We start from the raw sequence: 15,944 nt of genomic DNA, 5'->3' as shown, positions 1-15,944 counted from the left end.
CACGTTACTGCTGGGTAACCTTGCGCGTAGGCTGCACTGATGACTGAGTGAGCGAGGTCATCGACCGGTCCGGTTGGTATGTGGGGGCGACGTAGCGCCGATCACGCACCTGACCCGGTCGCCGAGCCGCTCGACAGGCAGCAGACCGGGAGGCCAACTCGATGGGCAGCGTCCAGATCGTCACCACGATCCTCGCAGCCGCCATCACCGCCGTGGCGGTGTGGCTTGCGGTGCGTGCCGTCATGAAGATGGTGGCAGTGATCCGGTTGGGTCAGCCCGATCCGGAGCGGTTCACCGACAGGGCCACCCGCACGAAGACGATGCTGGTGGAGACCGCCGGCCACACGCGGATGCTCCGGTGGGGCGTGGTGGGTGCCGCGCACTGGTTCGTGATGGTCGGCTTCATCGTGCTGTCGCTGCTGGTGCTGGAGGCGTACTTCGAGGTCGTCTCCCCGACCGGCGGCCTGCCGCTGATCGGTGGCCTGGCGGTCTACGGCCTGGTCACCGAGCTGATCGCGGTGCTCGGCGTGGTCGGCATCCTGGTGCTGATCGCGATCCGGGTCCGCAACCGGCCGACCCGGCCGGGCGGGCGGTCCCGGTTCACCGGCTCGACCATGTGGCAGGGCTACTTCGTCGAGGCCGTGGTCCTCGCGGTGCTGATCATGGGCTTCGTCATCCGGGGCTTCAAGGTCGCCACCGACCACTTCGAGTACCCGGTCTGGGCCACCCCGGTCAGTCACGCCGTCGGCTCGCTGCTGCCCGACTGGGAGGCCGGCGTCAGCATCGCCGCCGTCATCAAGATCGCCATCTCGATGACCTGGCTGATCGTCATCGCGCTCAACGTGACCATGGGCGTCGCCTGGCACCGCTTCCTGGCGTTCTTCAACATTTTCTTCAAGCGCAACCCGGGTGAGGCCGGCTCCGGGCTCGGCGCGCTGCGGCCGATGATGAGCGAGGGCAAGCCGCTCGACTTCGAGGAGGCCGACCCCGAGTCCGACCAGTTCGGCGTCGCCCAGGTCGAGCAGTTCACCTGGAAGGGCCTGCTCGACTTCAGCACCTGCACCGAGTGCGGCCGGTGCCAGTCGCAGTGCCCGGCCTGGAACACCGGCAAGCCGCTGTCGCCGAAGCTGCTGGTGCTGAGCCTGCGCGACCACGCGTACGCCAAGGCGCCGTACCTGCTGGCCGGCGGCGGCAAGGACCTGACCGGCGAGGAGAAGGCCACCGCCGCGCAGCTCGCCCACATGGACGTGCTGGCGCTCGCGGAGGCCGAGAAGCCGTTGATCGGCGGGGCCGAGGACGGCGGCATCATCGACCCCGACGTGCTCTGGTCCTGCACCACCTGCGGGGCGTGCGTCGAGCAGTGCCCGGTCGACATCGAGCACGTCGACCACATCGTCGACATGCGCCGCTACCAGGTGTTGATCGAGTCGAGCTTCCCGTCGGAGGCCGGCGTGATGCTGCGCAACCTGGAGAACAAGGGCAACCCGTGGGGCGCGCCGCAGAACACCCGGGAGGACTGGACCAAGGGCCTCGGCTTCGAGGTGCCCCGGGTCGGTGAGGTCGAGGACTTCGAGTACCTCTTCTGGGTCGGCTGCGCGGGCGCGTTCGAGGACCGGGCCAAGAAGACCACCCGGGCGGTCGCCACGCTGCTCAACGAGGCCGGCGTCAGCTTCGCCATCCTCGGCGAGGGCGAGACCTGCACCGGCGACCCGGCCCGCCGGATCGGCAACGAGTTCGTCTTCCAGATGCTCGCCCAGCAGAACGTGGAGACCTTGAACGAGGCCTTCGAGGGCCGGGAGAAGAACAAGCGCAAGATCGTCGCCACCTGCCCGCACTGCTTCAACACCCTGGGCAACGAGTACGGGCAGCTCGGCGGCGAGTTCGAGGTGGTGCACCACACCCAGCTCCTGGCCCACCTGGTCAGCACCGGCAAGCTCACCCCCGTCCAGCCCGTCGACGGGGGCGTCACCTACCACGACCCCTGCTACCTGGGCCGGCACAACCGGGTCTTCGCCCCGCCGCGCGAGGTTCTCGACGGCTCCATCGCCGGCGAGGTCACCGAGATGCCGCGCAACAGCGAGCGCTCCTTCTGCTGCGGTGCCGGCGGCGCCCGGATGTGGATGGAGGAGAAGATCGGCAAGCGGATCAACGTGGACCGGGTCGAGGAGGCCATGGCCACCGGGGCGAAGACCATCGCGGTCGGCTGCCCGTTCTGCTCGACGATGCTGAACGACGGCGTGAACGGCAAGGGTGCCGGAGAGCAGGTCGAGGTCGTCGACGTCGCCAGCGTGCTGCTCCGGTCGGTCAAGCCGGCGGACGCCGCCGGCGCGAAGGAGACCGCGCCGGCCGGTAGCTGAAGGCGACGCCCCGGGCGGGGGCGGACGGCGGACAGGTCACGGTGGACGGCGACGCCCCGGGCGACGACGGGCCGGCGGCGACTGCGCGTGGTCGTGTGCGACGCGGCCGGTCGTGGAACAATCGCGCCGAGGTGAACCAATCATCGACAGTCCTCTCGTTACCACGGTGTTGCCCCTGGTCGGCTTCGTGCTGCTGACGGCGGGTAACGCATTCTTCGTCGCGGCCGAGTTCGCACTGGTCACCGTGGACCGGCCGGAGCTCGACCGGCGGGCTGCGGCCGGGGACGGCGGTGCGGTCACCGTCCGCCACGCGCTGCACGAACTCTCCTTCCAGCTCTCCGGGGCGCAGCTCGGCATCACCATCACCGCCCTGCTCACCGGGTACCTGGCCGAGCCGGCGCTGGCCCGCCTGTTCACCCCGCTGCTGCACCCGCTGGGGGCGTCCGCCGACCGGTTCACCCCGTTCCTCGCCCTGGCCCTGGCGACCCTGATCTCCATGCTCTTCGGCGAGCTGGTGCCGAAGAACCTGGCGCTGTCCCGGCCGATGCCCACCGCACTGGCCACGGCCCCGGGGATGCGCGGCTTCTCCCGGACGTTCGGGTGGCTGATCAGGGGGCTGAACAACTCGGCGAACACGCTGGTGCGACGCCTCGGGGTGGAGCCGCAGGAGGAGTTGGCCAGCGCCCGGTCCCCGGAGGAGCTGGGCCTGCTCGCGGTGATTTCGGCCCAGGCGGGCGCGCTCCCCCCGGACACCGCGATGCTGCTGCGGCGCACCATCCGCTTCGGCGACAAGCGGGCCGCCGAGGCGATGACCCCCCGGGTGGACGTGATCGCGCTGCGCGCCACGGCCAGTGTGGCCGAGCTGCTCACCCTCGCCCAGCAGACCGGCCGGACCCGGTTCCCGGTCTTCGAGGAGACCCTCGACCTGGTCACCGGCGTCGCGGCGGTGCCGGACGCGCTGGGCGTCCCGCTCGCCCGTCGGGCCGGCACCAGCGTCGCCTCGGTGGCCCGAGAGCCGGTGTACGTGCCGGAGAGCCTCGACCTCGACGGCGTCCTCGCGGCGCTCAAGGCGGCCGGCTCGGACCTGGCGATCGTGGTCGACGAGTACGGCGGCACCGACGGCGTGGTGACCATGGAGGACCTGGTGGAGGAGCTGGTCGGGGAGATCGCCGACGAGTTCGACCCGGCCTCGGTCGACAACGGCGGGCCGGTCGAGCTGACCGTGCCGGGCGGCGAGCGGACCGCCCTGGTCGACGGGGTGCTGCGCGAGGACGAACTGGTCGAGCAGACCGGCTTCCGGCTGCCCGAGGGCCCGTACGAGACCCTCGCCGGCTTCCTGATGGCCCGGCTCGGGCACATTCCGGTGGCCGGGGAGACGGTCGAGGAGAGCGGGTACGAGTTCACCGTGGTCGAGGTGGAGCGGCACCGTATCGAGCAGGTGCGGGTGGTCCGCCCGGAGGAGCCCGGCGACGATGCTTGAACTGTCGGTGACCGTGCTGCTGCTGCTCGGCAACGCCTTCTTCGTCGGCAGCGAGTTCGCACTCATCGCGTCCCGGCGGACCGTGATCGAGCCGCTCGCGGCGACGTCGAAGCGGGCCCGGTGGGCGCTGTCGGCGATGAACCAGATTCCGCTGATGATCGCCGGGGCGCAGCTCGGCATCACGGTCTGCTCCCTGGGCCTCGGCGCGATCGCCGAGCCGGCGCTGGCGCACCTGCTGGAGACACCGTTCCACGCGTTGGGGCTGCCGGCCGGGGCGGTGCACCCGGTGGCCTTCCTGATCGCCCTCGGCGTGGTGGTCTTCCTGCACACCGTCGTCGGCGAGATGGTGCCGAAGAACATCACGCTCGCCGGGCCGGAGCCGGCGGCGCTCTGGCTGGGCCCGGCGATGCTCGCGTTCTGCACGGCGACCAAGCCGCTGCTGCTGGCGATGAAGTGGGCGGCGCGGCGGGTGCTGGGGCTGTGGCGGGTCGAGGCGACGGACTCGGTCAAGACGGTCTTCACCGCCGAGGAACTGGCGGGGCTGGTGGCGCAGGCCCGCACGGAGGGGCTGCTCGACGCGGAGGAGCACGCCCGGATCACCGGCGCGCTCGCCCTGCACACCCGCACCGCGGCGGACGCCCTGCAACCCTGGTCGACGGTGACCACGGTGGCCGAGGACGTCTCGCCGGCCTCCCTGGAGGTGCTGGCCACCCGCACGGGCCGGTCCCGGTTCCCGGTGGTGCAGCGGGCCACCCGCAAGGTGCTCGGCTTCGTGCACGTCAAGGACGTCCTCGGGTACGCCGGGGCGGACCGCCGCGCCCCGGTGCCCCCCGAGGTGTACCACCCGCTGGCGGTGGTCCCGCCGGACCGTACGCTGGCCGACCTGCTGCTGGCGATGCGCCGCGAGCGGCGGCACATGGTCCTGGTCAGCGACGGTCGCCTGCCGCTGGGCGTGGTGACCCTCGACGATGTATTGACGGCCATCGTCGGCTGAGCCTCGCCCCGCCGGACCACACCCGTTGCGTGCGAACGGTTGTCGGTGCGTGACGGTAGGCGACCCACCTTGATTACCCGAGTGGGCCTCGCCTAATGTGGGGCGCTGACCGCTGTGGGTCGTCTGCCTCGATCTTCCCTCTTGCGAGGCGCCCGGCGGTCGGTTGCGAAGGAGTCGGTGCCGGTGGCAACCATGCCCCCTCATCGCCATGTTCCGGGCCGGTCACCTGCTCGTCCGGGTGGCGCCCGCCGATTTGTACGACGCCTGCTCACCCTGGTCGCGGCGGTCGCCGTGGGCGCCGGAACCCTGACCGCGCCCGCGTACGCCGAGCCCTCGATCGACGAGATCGAGGCGCAGATCGACAAGCAGTGGGAGCAGCTCGAACCCACCATCGAGCAGTACAACAAGGTGCGCGCCCAGCTCAAGGTGAACAAGGAGAAGTCGGCGGACCTGGAGAAGAAGATCGAGCCGCTCGCGCTCGAAACCGAGCTGGCGATGAACCGGGTCGGTGACCTCGCCGCCCGCTACTACATCTCCGGCCCGTCACAGGACCTCGGCGCGCTGCTGGTCAGCACCAAGCCGGGGACGCTCGCCGAGCAGCTCACCATGCTGGACCGGGTAGCCGCGGAGGAGCGCCGTCAGTTGCAGGGCGTGCTCGCCGTCCGGGCCAAGTACGACGGACAGAAGCTGAAGCTGGACACGCTGATCGCCACCCAGGAGAAGCAGAGCAAGGAACTCGCGGCCAAGAAGGCGCAGATCGACGCCGAGATCAAGCGGCTGAAGGCGTCGATGCCGAAGACCGTGGTGTCCGTCGAGGGCTGCCCGACGGTCACCGGCGTGATCACCACGGCGGCTCGGATCGCCATCAGGACCGCCTGCGCGCAGGTCGGCGACCCGTATGTCTTCAACACCGCCGGCCCGAACACGTTCGACTGTTCCGGCCTGACCCAGTACGCCTACAAGGCGGCCGGGATCTCGCTGACCCACTTCACCGGGGCCCAGTGGAAACAGGGCAAGGCGATCCCGCGCTCGCAGGCACTCCCGGGCGACCTGGTGTTCTTCTTCGCCGATCTGCACCATGTCGGCCTCTATCTGGGCAACGACAAGATGGTGCACGCCGCCCGGGTCGGCAAGCCGGTCAACGTGAGCAGCATCAACACCATGCCGGTCGCCGGCTTCCGCCGACCCGGCTGACGCCCCCGCGCGGCTCCGGTGCGGGCGCGCGCAGCCAGGAGTCCCCGGCCCCCGCGAAGGCCGCCCGGACCTGATGCCACGCGAGGCCCCGCACCCGAGCACCGTCCACGACGAAGGCCCCCGGTCACCCGACCGGGGGCCTTCGTCGTGCCGAGGGGCGACCGTCAGCGGGGCGCGCCCAGCGGGGACGGCACCAGGTTCACGTCGGCGCGGTCGACGTACATGATCCGGTGGCCGAACTGGATCTGCACGTACTGCTTCTCACCCCGGATCACCGTCCGGTCACCGGGGGCCGAGCCGTCGAACGTGGTGGCCCGGTAGTACTCGCCGGGCAGCACGTTGCCGACGGAGTACCGCTGGCCGGCGGAGAGGGTGTACTGCAACGGCGAGATCGGCTGGTACGGCACGCCGGCCGGGTATGCCGCCTCCTCCGGGTACGCCCGCCCGTACACCGGGATCGTCGCCTTCCCGGCCTTCGGGGTGGCCACCAGGCCGACGGTCCAGGCCGCCGTGGGCGCGGACGCCGGGTTGTGGAACCACGCCTTCTGCCCGAGGTACCAGATCGCCGTCCAGTCACCATCACGGCCGGCCAGGGCGTACGTCTGCCCGGTCGACGCGCGGGCGCCGTGGTCCGAGACGGCCATCGTGGCCGGCGAGCCGTTCGGACGCAGGGCGATGTCGTTGACCAGCGGCGCGTCGGCGCTCGGCGCGCTGCGCAGCACCACCGCCGAGGAGCCGCGCGAGGGGCAGGGCACGCCCGCCGTCACGCAGCCGGTGAATGCCGGCCGGTTGGTGGCGAAGTCGGGGTCGATCCGCACCATGCCGGTCAGCGGGGTGCCGGTGTTGAGCTCCGGCGCGCGCAGCAGGTCGAAGTAGTGCGACCAGTCCCAGTACGGGCCCGGGTCCCAGTGCATGCCCCGCACGTTCGCCGCGACGGTGCCGGGGACGTTGTCGTGGCCGATGATGTGTTGCCGGTCCAGCGGGACGCCGTGCCGCAGCGCGAGGTACCGGACCAGTTTCGACGAGGTGCGGTACATCGCCTCGGTGTACCAGGTGCCCTGGGCGGCGAAGCCCTCGTGCTCCAGCCCGATCGACTTGGCGTTGACGTACCAGTTGCCGGCGTGCCAGGCGACGTCCTTGGTCTTCACGTGCTGGGCGATGTGCCCGTCGGCCGAGCGCAGCGTGTAGTGCCAGCTCACGTAGGTCGGGTCCTGGACCATGTTGACCGTGCCCGCGTAGCTGCCCTCGGTGTCGTGGATGAGGATGTACTCGACCTTCTGCCGCTTGGGCCGGTCGGACAGGTCGTGGTTGCCGTAGTCGCCGGGGTCGGCACCGAGCGACTGGTAGGGGGCGGGGATCCACTCGCAGGAGATGGTCGACGGGCACTCCAGGCCGTCGGGGCGCGCCGGCAGGCGCAGGCCGAGCCGGTCCAGCCAGGACTTCTGCGGGGTCACCGCCCGGGCGGCGAGGGTCACCCGCTGCCCGTCGTCGGTCACCCGGCTCTCGCCGCCGGCGATGGTGCCGAAGACCTCGTCGGCGAAGGCAGCCGCCGCGTCGGCGCCGTCCGCGCCGGCGTACCGGGCCACCGCGCCGTACCAGGCCGCCGGGTCGGTGCCGGCCCCGACCGGGGCGCCGATCTGCCGCTGGTACGACGCGAGCAGCGCCGCCCCGCCCCGGATGTTCGTCGGCGCGTCGGCGCGCAGGGCAGCCTCGTCGGCCCCGGTCAGGGTGGCGGCGGTGTCCAGGGTCTGCAACGACGCCGCGGTCGGGGCCTCGTCGGCCGAGGGCTGGGCGGCGGCGGGGGCCGGGCGGGAGTCGTCCCCGCGCGGGTCCTCGTCGCCGGAGTCGTGGTGGGTGCCGGTGGGCAGGCCGGTCACGTATTCGGCGTCGGTGAGGTGCATCGGCCCGTACCCACCGCTGGTGCTGGGGGTGCCGGCGTTGGTGTCCCAGCGGGACTGGAGGTAGGAGACGCCGAGCAGGACGCTCTCCGGCACGCCGTACTCGGCGGCGGCGTCAGCGTACTGCTGCTGGCGGTTGGGGGTCTGGCCGGCCGCGGCCGGGGAGGCGGTGGTACCGAGGGGCACAAGGGCCGTGGTGGCGGCCACGGCGGCGGCGAGCAGGATCCGTCTGCTCGACGACACGACAGAACGGGGCATCGAACCTCCTGGTTGGGCGTCGGATGAGGTCACCCTTCCGCCGTCGTCCTCCCACGTCAATAGCTTTCCACCAGGTGTCGCGATGTGAAGGAATCTTCCGCACGGTGGCGTGGTATGGCGTGTCATCGCCCGGCGGGTTGCGGATCGATAACGGGCGTCTCTACTCTGGTCAATCGTCGGCCGGTAGCTGTATCGCCCAGCCGGGCGGTGACGGTCCGACACCGCCGAGTCGCCTCCGGGCGAGCCGGGGACCCAGGTACGCCGGGGTGAATCCGCAGCGCCGCTGCGGTAGGGCGCTCTCCCTTCCCGCCCGAACCCGTCAGCTAACCCGGTAGGCGGTCAAGGAAGAAGGAGAACGGAGCCAGGTGGCACTCCCTGCCCTGCGGCGCCCGTCACGCCGGTCGGCGCACGCCGACCGGATGCCGGTTACGCCGCGCCCACGCTGGTCACGCTTCACCACCGCCCTCGCCGCACTGGCCGGCGCCGCCGTCGTCCTGACCGGCGCCCCGACCTCGGCCCAGGCCGATCCCTCGATCGCCGAGATCGAGCGGCAGATCGACCAGGACTGGAACAAGCTCGAACCGCTCATCGAGCGGCACAACGCCACCCGTCAGGACCTCGCCCTCAAGCGTCGGCAGGCCGACGCCGTCGCCAAGCAGATCGGGCCGCTGCAACGCCGGGTCGACGAGGCGATGGACAAGGTCAGCGGCCTCGCCGTCGAGGCGTATAAGAGTGAGAACCTGTCGGCGGTGAACGCGCTGCTCGGCAGTCGCTCGCCCGGTCAGATGATGGGACAGTTGGAACTGCTCGACCAGTTCGCCGAGCGCCAGCAGCGCGACATCCGGGCGGTCATCGACCTCCGCGACGAGCTCGATGCGAAGAAGAAGCCGTTGGACGAGATGGTCACCCAGCTCGCCCGCACCGAGGCGCAGCTCGCCGCCAAGCGGAAGCAGATCAACGCAGAGATCGACCGGCTCCAGAAGCTGCGGCTCAAGGTGTACGGCACCGGCGGTGGCGGCGCGCTGCGTCCCGCTCCCTGCCCGGCTGCCTACCCCGGCGGCGGTGCGGGGGTCGCGGTGAAGTTCGCGTGTGCCCAGATCGGCAAGCCCTACGTCTGGGGCGCCGAGGGCCCCAACTCGTACGACTGCTCGGGCCTGATGCTCGCGGCCTGGGCCAAGGCCGGCGTGTCGCTGCCGCACAACGCGGCCCAGCAGCGGTCGGTGACCGCGCGGGTGAGCCGCGCCGACCTGCGCCCCGGCGACCTCGTCTTCTACTACGCCGACCTGCACCACGTCGGCATGTACGTCGGCGGCGGCTGGGTGGTGCACGCCTCCCAGGCCGGCCAGCCCGTCAAGATGAAGCGCATCGACGACGGCCAGATCCACAGCTACGGCCGCCCCGACTGAGCGGCGAGGGGCCCGTTCCGCGGGACGGGCCCCTCGACCACGCCCGCGCCGTCAGCGGGTGGGCCAGGTGCGCCAGTTCTGCCAGGAGCGGCTCGGCGTCGGGCCGCGCTGGCCCTGGTACCGCGAGCCGTACACCTTCGACCCGTACGGGTGCTCGGCCGGCGAGGAGAGCCGGAAGATGCAGAGCTGGCCGATCTTCATGCCCGGCCAGAGCGTGATCGGCAGGTTCGCCACGTTGGACAGCTCCAGCGTGACGTGACCGGAGAAGCCCGGGTCGATGAACCCGGCGGTCGAGTGGGTGAGCAGCCCGAGTCGGCCCAGCGAGCTCTTGCCCTCCAGCCGGCCCGCGAGCTGGTCGCCGAGCGAGATCACCTCCAGCGTGGAGGCGAGCACGAACTCGCCCGGGTGCAGCACGTACGGCTCGCCGTCGGGCACCTCGACCGCCGAGGTCAGGTCGTCCTGCTGCACCGACGGGTCGATGTGCGTGTAGAGGTGGTTGTTGAAGACCCGGAAGAGCTTGTCGAGGCGCACGTCGATGCTCGACGGCTGCACCAGGGTGGGCTCGAACGGCTCCAGCGCGAGCGTGCCAGCCTTCAGCTCGCTGACGAGATCGCGGTCGGAGAGCAGCATCGGCACACCATAGCGACCCTGGTCGGCGGGCCTGTCATCGCCTACGGCGACCGGCGCGCCGCGCTCGCCTGTCGAACACGTGTTCGATAGAATGCCCACATGGCTTCCTGGTCCGAATTCGCCGCTGACGAGCCACGACTCGCCGGCGGGATCCGCCTCCTCATGCAGCAGTACGGGCCGGGCTTCGGCTACCTGGCCACCGTCCGCGCCGACGGTGGGCCCCGGGTGCACCCGGTCTCCCCGGTGATCACCGACGACGGGCTCTTCTGCTTCATCGTCGACTCGCCGAAGCGGCGCGACCTCGAACGCGACGGCCGCTACGCGCTGCACTCCTTCCCGCCGGAGGACAGCGACGACGAGGCGTACGTGGCGGGGCACGCGTGGCCGGTGACCGACCAGGCCCGGGTGGCCCGGCTCGCCGAGCTGGGGCGGGCCGCCCCGCAGGTGGACTGGCGGCTGTTCGAGTTCACCGTCGACGTGGCGATGCTCGCCCGCCGCTACCAGGGCGGCGCCGTCTTCCCGGGCGGCGGGCCGGGGCAGCCGGCCGTGCAGGTGTGGCTCGACCCCCGGTCCGCCGGTGACCCGGGTGGCGCCCCGGTGGGCGTACCGGATCAGGGGCCGACCCGGCACGCCTGCGGCGCCCACCGCGCGGCGGCCTGACCCCCGACGACGCCGGTGCCGGCCCCGTCGGAGGACGGGGCCGGCACCGGAGGGTCAGGAACAGGGGTGCGTCAGGCCGCGCGGTACGCGTTCCACGCGGTCAGCATCCGGCTCGCCTGCCCGGCGGTGAACTGGTGCATGCACGAGTCGTAGGTGTAGTCCATGAAGTTGGTGATCGGGTCCTTGCCGGTGGCGGTGCAGGTGTCCCGCCCGGTCGGGCACTCGTACGCCGGCGACGCCTCCGCCGGGGTGTCGCTCACGCTGTCGCCCGAGCCGGAGCAGCCGCCCTGGAAGGTGTGGTACAGGTTCAGCCAGTGGCCGACCTCGTGGGTGCCGGTGTCGCCCTGGTTGTAGTTGGTGGCGGTGCCACCCGGCAGCGACTCGTTCAGGGCGACGACGCCGTCCATCTTGTCGAGGGTGCGCTTCGGGAAGGTCGCCCAGCCGAGCAGGTTGTCGCTCAGCTCGCCGAGGTAGATGTTCAGGGTGTTCTTGCCGCCCTCACGCAGCGAGGTCTTCATCGAGCGCTCGGCCGACGAGCCCGACACGATCGGGTACCACGCCGGGTTGGTGACCCGGTTGATCTTCTGGAGCTGGAAGCCGAAGGCGGTCGCCGCGCCGCCGGTGGCGCCGCTGTAGGCCTGGTTCAGCACGGCGATCTGCGAGGTGATCAGCGAGTCCGGGATGTTGCCGCCGGCCCGGGTGCTGTTCTCCTGGATGACGTGCACGACGACCGGGATGGTCACGGTCGCGAGCGTGCCGGCGCCGGCCCCGGCCCGGAAGTTGGCCCGCTCGCGCAGGGCACCCGCCAGGTCGGCCTCGCGCTCGCGGACCTGGGCGGCGGTCAGCTCGTTGGGTTCGTGCTTGGTCTGCGCGCCCGCCTTGACCCGGGCGTCGGAGTGCACGTCGGCCGGCTCGGCGCACGTCTGACCCGGGGCGGCGGAGAAGGCCGATGCGGCGGGAACGACGCCCACGGCGGCGGTGCTGAGCAGGAGTGCGAGGGTCGTCGACGCGACGCCGGCGGTACGCCGGGTCAGCAGGTTGGCACGGAGTCCCATGGGCCCACCTCTTTCTGGCGGCGCGGCAGGGGGTGTGTCGCGCCGTGGCTGAAACTTGTGGCAGACGTTACAACCGATCGAAGGATTTGAGAACGGCTATATGTTGCCGGTATGAAACTTCTACGGTTCATCGATGGCTCGGGTCATCGCGGGGAGGCGGTGAGGTGGCCATGGACCGGGTTGGGCGGAGTGCGGGCAGCGGCGTCGGCCCGGTGCGGCTGCCGGTCGGCGGCGCGCGACGGGTGCCTGGATGCACCCGGCGCAGCCGTCGGGTACAGTGGTGCCGCCTGCGGGTGTAGTTCAATGGCAGAACATCAGCTTCCCAAGCTGACAGTGCGGGTTCGATTCCCGTCACCCGCTCCACCACGAAGGCCCTGGTCAGGACGCGAGTCCCGGCCAGGGCCTTCGACGTTGCTGACGCTTACCGCGCTTGCCGTGCCCGATTCCGGGTCAGCTGAGCGCGGGGTGGGCTCGGGCATGCGGTGCCCCGCTGCGGTAGGTAGAGCCAGGTATACCGCTCGGGTACCGGCGCCTCGACCGGGGGCGCGGGCTCGTGCACCATCGCGCCCCGAACGGGTGGTTCCTAGGGTTGACCTGTGCGAATTCGAAGAATCACCGCGATTGTCGCCGCCGGTGCACTGACCCTCGGCGGAGTACTGACCACGACTGTCGCGTCGGCCGGGGTTGCCCAACGGCAGTCGGTGAACTGGCACGGCTGCCTTACCGGTCCGGCCGACGAGCTGGGCGCCGCTCTCGACGACGCGGGTGCCCAGTGCGGCGAGGTGACCGTTCCGGTCGACTACAGCCGCCCGCACGGCCCTACGACCACGGTCGCGATGGCGCGGATCAAGGCGACCGATCCGGCCCATCGCCGTGGCGTCCTGATGCTCAACCCGGGAGGCCCTGGAGACAGTGGGATGGGGATGGTGCTTGCCGGCGAGCAGATGCCGGACGTCGCGGCCCGGTACGACCTGATCGGGATGGACCCGCGGTTCGTGGGCCGGAGCAGCCCGATCGAGTGCCGATGGGAGACCAACACGTTCCTGCGTTCCGCCGGCCCGAGCCAGCGCACGTTCAACGAGAGCGCGGCACTGGCCAAGGAGCTCGCCGCCGGGTGTGCGCAGGGCAACCTCGATCTCCTGCCGCACGCGTCCACGCGGAACACCGCCCGGGACATGGATCTCATCCGAGGCGTCCTGGGGGAACGGAAACTGTCCTACCTCGGCTACTCGTACGGCACCTACCTGGGTGCGGTCTACCTGCAGATGTTCGGCTCCCGCGCCGACCGGGTGGTGCTGGACAGCGCCGTGGATCCGGCCATCTTCGGCCCGGCCCTGTTCTCCCGCAACGCGGCGGCGATCCAGGCCGCACTCGAACACTGGGCCGCGTGGGCGGCCGATCACAACGGCGAGTACGGCCTGGGCGCCACCGCCAGCGAGGTGTTGGCCGTGGTCGACCGCATCAACAGCGCCAGCGCTCGCCGTCCGCTCAAGATCGGCACGTACGCGGTGGACTCGCACGTGTTGCCGTACTTCCTCTTCGCCCACCTCTACGACGACCTCGTCGAGGGCTACGCGGATCTCGCCGAGCAACTGCGGGTGCTCGACGCTGCCGCACACGGCGAAGCGACGACGCCCACACCGTCGCTGGAGGCGTTTCTCGCCGGTCTGCTCACCGGCGACGGCTACGCCGCCGATCGAGCAGGGACCCCCGTCCTCTGCGCCGACCGCGCCGCTTCCCGGGATCCGGGCACGTATTTCCGCGACATTCAGGCCCACCGCGCCGACGAGCCCCTGTTCGGGCCGTTGACCCGCAACATCACGCCGTGCGCGTTCTGGCCGGTCCGGCCGGCGGAGGCGGCCACGACGATCCGCAACAACGCGCCGGCGCTGATCGTCGGGGCTGACGGCGACGCGGCCACCCCGTACCCGGGACAGCAGGCGATGCACCAGGCGCTGGCGGGCTCGCGGATGGTGACGCTGCGCGGCCGTTTCGCGCATGCCCAGTATCTCGCCGCGGGGAATGAATGTGTGGACAGCACCGTGAACCGCTACCTGGTCGACGGCGTTCTGCCGACCCGTGACACAGACTGTGTCGCAGGGGCGTGAACGTGGCTGCGAGCGTGTGGCGGGCGATAGCGGGCAATCCGCTCCGCTTTCTCCGGTCGTCGTGGCCGTGGCGGAGCCTGGCCTACGTCGCCAGCACGGTGCCGGTCGCCGGAGCCGCGTGGGTCGCCGTACTGGTGCTGTTGTTGTTCCCGCCGTTGCTTCTGCTCATCGGTATGCCGGTCGGGGCGCTGGAGCGTCACCGGCTCCGCCTCCTGACGTCGGCCCAGGTCCGCAACCCGCACGCGACGGCACCCGGAAGCGGGCTGGCCTGGGCACGGCTGAGGGTGCGGGAGACGGCCACCTGGCGCGAACTCGGCTATTTCGCGTGCCTACAGTCGGTGCTCCTTCTCCTCGACGCGCTCGCCTTGTTCGTCGTCTTCCTCTGCGTCATCCTGCTGGCCCTGCCGCTGTTCGTCGCGACGATGAACCCGGGTCAGTTCCAGATCGATCTGGGCGGCTGGTCGGTCGACACGGTTGGCCAGGCGTGCGCCGTCGCCGCCCTGGCCGGGGTGCCCGCCACGATCGTCACCCTGTACGGGATCAGCGTTCTCGCCGGTGGGCAGGCGGAGTTCGCCAGGTGGCTGCTCGCCCCCACCGGTACCGAGTTGAGCCGTCAGATGGATGAGCTGGCCGAGTCGCGCAACCGGCTGGTGAACGCGTTCGAGGCGGAACGTCGACGCATCGAGCGTGACCTGCACGACGGCGCACAGCAGCACCTGCTGCTGTTGACGATGAATCTGAGCCTGGCCGAGATGGAACTCGCCGGCAAGAACGAACGGACCGGCGAACTCGTCGGCGAGGCCCACCAGCAGGCCCGGATGGCGCTCGCGGCGATCCGGGAGCAGATTCGCGGCATCCATCCGCAGATTCTCACCGACTTCGGGCTGGCCGAGGCGGTACGCGAACTCGCCGAGCGGTGCCCGATTCCGGTCGAGGTCGACCTCGTGATGCCCGGTCGCCCGTCGCCTGCGGTGGAGTCCACCGCCTACTTCGTGGTCTCCGAGGCCCTGACCAACGTGGTTCGGCATGCCGCCGCCACCTGCGTCCGGGTCACCGGAAGGGTGGTGGAGGATCGGCTGGTGCTGACGATCACCGACGACGGGCGGGGTGGTGCCGACCCGTCGCTGGGCACGGGCATCCGGGGGCTGGCCGACCGGGTGGCCGTCATGGATGGCACCCTGGAGATCAGCAGCCCGCGAGGAGGCCCGACCGTGGTGAGGATCGACCTGCCGTGTCGCTGCGGATAGTCCTGGCCGAGGACTCCACCCTCATGCGGGCCGGCCTCGTCAGCCTGCTTGAGGGCCTCGGCCACACGGTCGCGGCGGCGGTCGGCGACGGTGACTCGCTGTTGCGGGCCGCCCTGGAGTGCCGGCCTGACCTGGTCATCACCGATGTCCGCATGCCGCCCGGTTTCACCGATGAGGGGTTGCGCGCCGCGGTGACACTGCGTGCCGGCGATCCGGACGCGGCGGTCCTGGTGCTGTCGCAGTACGCGGCCACCGCGTACGCCGCCGAACTGCTCGGCCCGTCCGGTCAGGCCGGGGTCGGCTACCTGCTCAAGGACCGCATCGGCGAGGTCGCCGACTTCGCCGATGCGGTGTCGCGGGTCGCGTCCGGCGAGACCGTCATCGACCCCGCTGTGGTGCGGCAGTTGCTGAGTCGGCAACGCACCACCAATCCGCTCGACCGGCTGACCCGGCGGGAACGGGAGGTGCTCGGGCAGATGGCCGAGGGCCGCTCCAACCCGTCGATCGCACGCACGCTCGGGGTCAGCGACGCCGCGGTGGCCAAGCACATCGGCAACATCTTCCTGAAACTCGATCTTCCCGTGGAGGACGGCCACCGCCGCGTACTCGCCGTCCTGACCTACCTGCGAAGCTGACCGGCCTGCTGGCGTCGGTGAG

12 protein-coding genes, 1 tRNA gene and 1 riboswitch are annotated in these 15,944 nt (G+C 71.0%); of the genes, 10 read left to right on the top strand and 3 right to left on the bottom strand.

Annotation, left to right across the window (positions count from 1 at the left end):
* The first annotated feature begins 161 nt into the window (after nt 1-161).
* The 4 genes from ACH4T9_RS23160 to ACH4T9_RS23145 all read left to right on the top strand — a co-directional run bounded on the left by ACH4T9_RS23160 (nt 162) and on the right by ACH4T9_RS23145 (nt 6,025).
* Complete coding sequence (locus ACH4T9_RS23160; protein WP_396671772.1) at nt 162-2,357, top strand: (Fe-S)-binding protein; 2,196 nt, start codon at nt 162-164, stop codon at nt 2,355-2,357.
* A gap of 169 nt (nt 2,358-2,526) precedes the next feature.
* Complete coding sequence (locus ACH4T9_RS23155) at nt 2,527-3,837, top strand: hemolysin family protein (RefSeq protein WP_396672068.1); 1,311 nt, start codon at nt 2,527-2,529, stop codon at nt 3,835-3,837.
* Nucleotides 3,830-4,831, top strand: a complete 1,002-nt coding sequence (locus tag ACH4T9_RS23150; protein ID WP_396671771.1) for a hemolysin family protein — start codon at nt 3,830-3,832, stop codon at nt 4,829-4,831. The genes ACH4T9_RS23155 and ACH4T9_RS23150 overlap by 8 nt, the downstream gene beginning before the upstream one ends.
* 177 nt (nt 4,832-5,008) lie before the next feature.
* Nucleotides 5,009-6,025, top strand: coding sequence for an NlpC/P60 family protein (locus tag ACH4T9_RS23145; RefSeq protein WP_396671770.1), 1,017 nt, complete (start codon nt 5,009-5,011; stop codon nt 6,023-6,025).
* A 164-nt stretch (nt 6,026-6,189) separates the two neighbouring features.
* Here ACH4T9_RS23145 and ACH4T9_RS23140 read toward each other — a convergent pair whose 3' ends face one another.
* Nucleotides 6,190-8,181, bottom strand: coding sequence for an N-acetylmuramoyl-L-alanine amidase (locus ACH4T9_RS23140; RefSeq protein ID WP_396671769.1), 1,992 nt, complete (start codon nt 8,179-8,181; stop codon nt 6,190-6,192).
* Between the two features lie 212 nt (nt 8,182-8,393).
* Nucleotides 8,394-8,534, top strand: a riboswitch (cyclic di-AMP (ydaO/yuaA leader).
* Between the two features lie 12 nt (nt 8,535-8,546).
* On the opposite strand from ACH4T9_RS23140, the gene ACH4T9_RS23135 reads away from it, so the two are divergent.
* Nucleotides 8,547-9,587: an NlpC/P60 family protein gene (locus ACH4T9_RS23135; RefSeq protein ID WP_396671768.1), complete on the top strand. Its 1,041-nt coding sequence runs from the start codon at nt 8,547-8,549 to the stop codon at nt 9,585-9,587.
* Between the two features lie 51 nt (nt 9,588-9,638).
* Here the strand turns inward: ACH4T9_RS23135 and dcd are convergent, their stop codons facing one another.
* Entirely contained in the window at nt 9,639-10,217 is a 579-nt protein-coding gene (dcd, locus tag ACH4T9_RS23130) for a dCTP deaminase (protein ID WP_161688788.1), read from the bottom strand.
* 99 nt (nt 10,218-10,316) lie between these two features.
* On the opposite strand from dcd, the gene ACH4T9_RS23125 reads away from it, so the two are divergent.
* Nucleotides 10,317-10,877 (top strand): pyridoxamine 5'-phosphate oxidase family protein, encoded by a 561-nt coding sequence (locus ACH4T9_RS23125; RefSeq protein ID WP_396671767.1) that lies wholly within the window; start codon nt 10,317-10,319, stop codon nt 10,875-10,877.
* 71 nt (nt 10,878-10,948) lie between these two features.
* Here ACH4T9_RS23125 and ACH4T9_RS23120 read toward each other — a convergent pair whose 3' ends face one another.
* Nucleotides 10,949-11,932, bottom strand: a complete 984-nt coding sequence (locus tag ACH4T9_RS23120) for a zinc metalloprotease (protein ID WP_396671766.1) — start codon at nt 11,930-11,932, stop codon at nt 10,949-10,951.
* 289 nt (nt 11,933-12,221) lie between these two features.
* Here ACH4T9_RS23120 and ACH4T9_RS23115 point away from each other — a divergent pair.
* The 4 genes from ACH4T9_RS23115 (at nt 12,222) to ACH4T9_RS23100 (ending at nt 15,922) form a co-directional block, all read left to right on the top strand.
* Nucleotides 12,222-12,295, top strand: a tRNA-Gly gene (locus tag ACH4T9_RS23115).
* Between the two features lie 233 nt (nt 12,296-12,528).
* A complete protein-coding gene (locus tag ACH4T9_RS23110; RefSeq protein WP_396671765.1) occupies nt 12,529-14,040 on the top strand; it encodes an alpha/beta hydrolase in 1,512 nt (503 codons plus the stop codon).
* Between the two features lie 2 nt (nt 14,041-14,042).
* Complete coding sequence (locus tag ACH4T9_RS23105; protein ID WP_396671764.1) at nt 14,043-15,287, top strand: sensor histidine kinase; 1,245 nt, start codon at nt 14,043-14,045, stop codon at nt 15,285-15,287.
* Nucleotides 15,284-15,922 (top strand): response regulator, encoded by a 639-nt coding sequence (locus ACH4T9_RS23100; protein WP_396672067.1) that lies wholly within the window; start codon nt 15,284-15,286, stop codon nt 15,920-15,922. The genes ACH4T9_RS23105 and ACH4T9_RS23100 overlap by 4 nt, the downstream gene beginning before the upstream one ends.
* The last annotated feature ends 22 nt before the right edge of the window (nt 15,923-15,944 follow it).

It is taken from the genome of Micromonospora sp. NPDC020750 (assembly GCF_044334565.1).
Classification (GTDB): domain Bacteria; phylum Actinomycetota; class Actinomycetes; order Mycobacteriales; family Micromonosporaceae; genus Micromonospora.
Note: the sequence above shows the minus strand (reverse complement) of the source record. Positions and strands in the feature narration are given on the sequence as shown.

What these genes read in the sequence shown, in the direction of transcription:
- dcd (WP_161688788.1), bottom strand. Translation starts at nt 10,217, where the DNA reads ATGCTGCTCTCCGACCGCGATCTCGTCAGCGAGCTGAAGGCTGGCACG.
- ACH4T9_RS23140 (WP_396671769.1), bottom strand. Translation starts at nt 8,181, where the DNA reads ATGCCCCGTTCTGTCGTGTCGTCGAGCAGACGGATCCTGCTCGCCGCC.
- ACH4T9_RS23125 (WP_396671767.1), top strand. Translation starts at nt 10,317, where the DNA reads ATGGCTTCCTGGTCCGAATTCGCCGCTGACGAGCCACGACTCGCCGGC.
- ACH4T9_RS23150 (WP_396671771.1), top strand. Translation starts at nt 3,830, where the DNA reads ATGCTTGAACTGTCGGTGACCGTGCTGCTGCTGCTCGGCAACGCCTTC.
- ACH4T9_RS23120 (WP_396671766.1), bottom strand. Translation starts at nt 11,932, where the DNA reads ATGGGACTCCGTGCCAACCTGCTGACCCGGCGTACCGCCGGCGTCGCG.
- ACH4T9_RS23160 (WP_396671772.1), top strand. Translation starts at nt 162, where the DNA reads ATGGGCAGCGTCCAGATCGTCACCACGATCCTCGCAGCCGCCATCACC.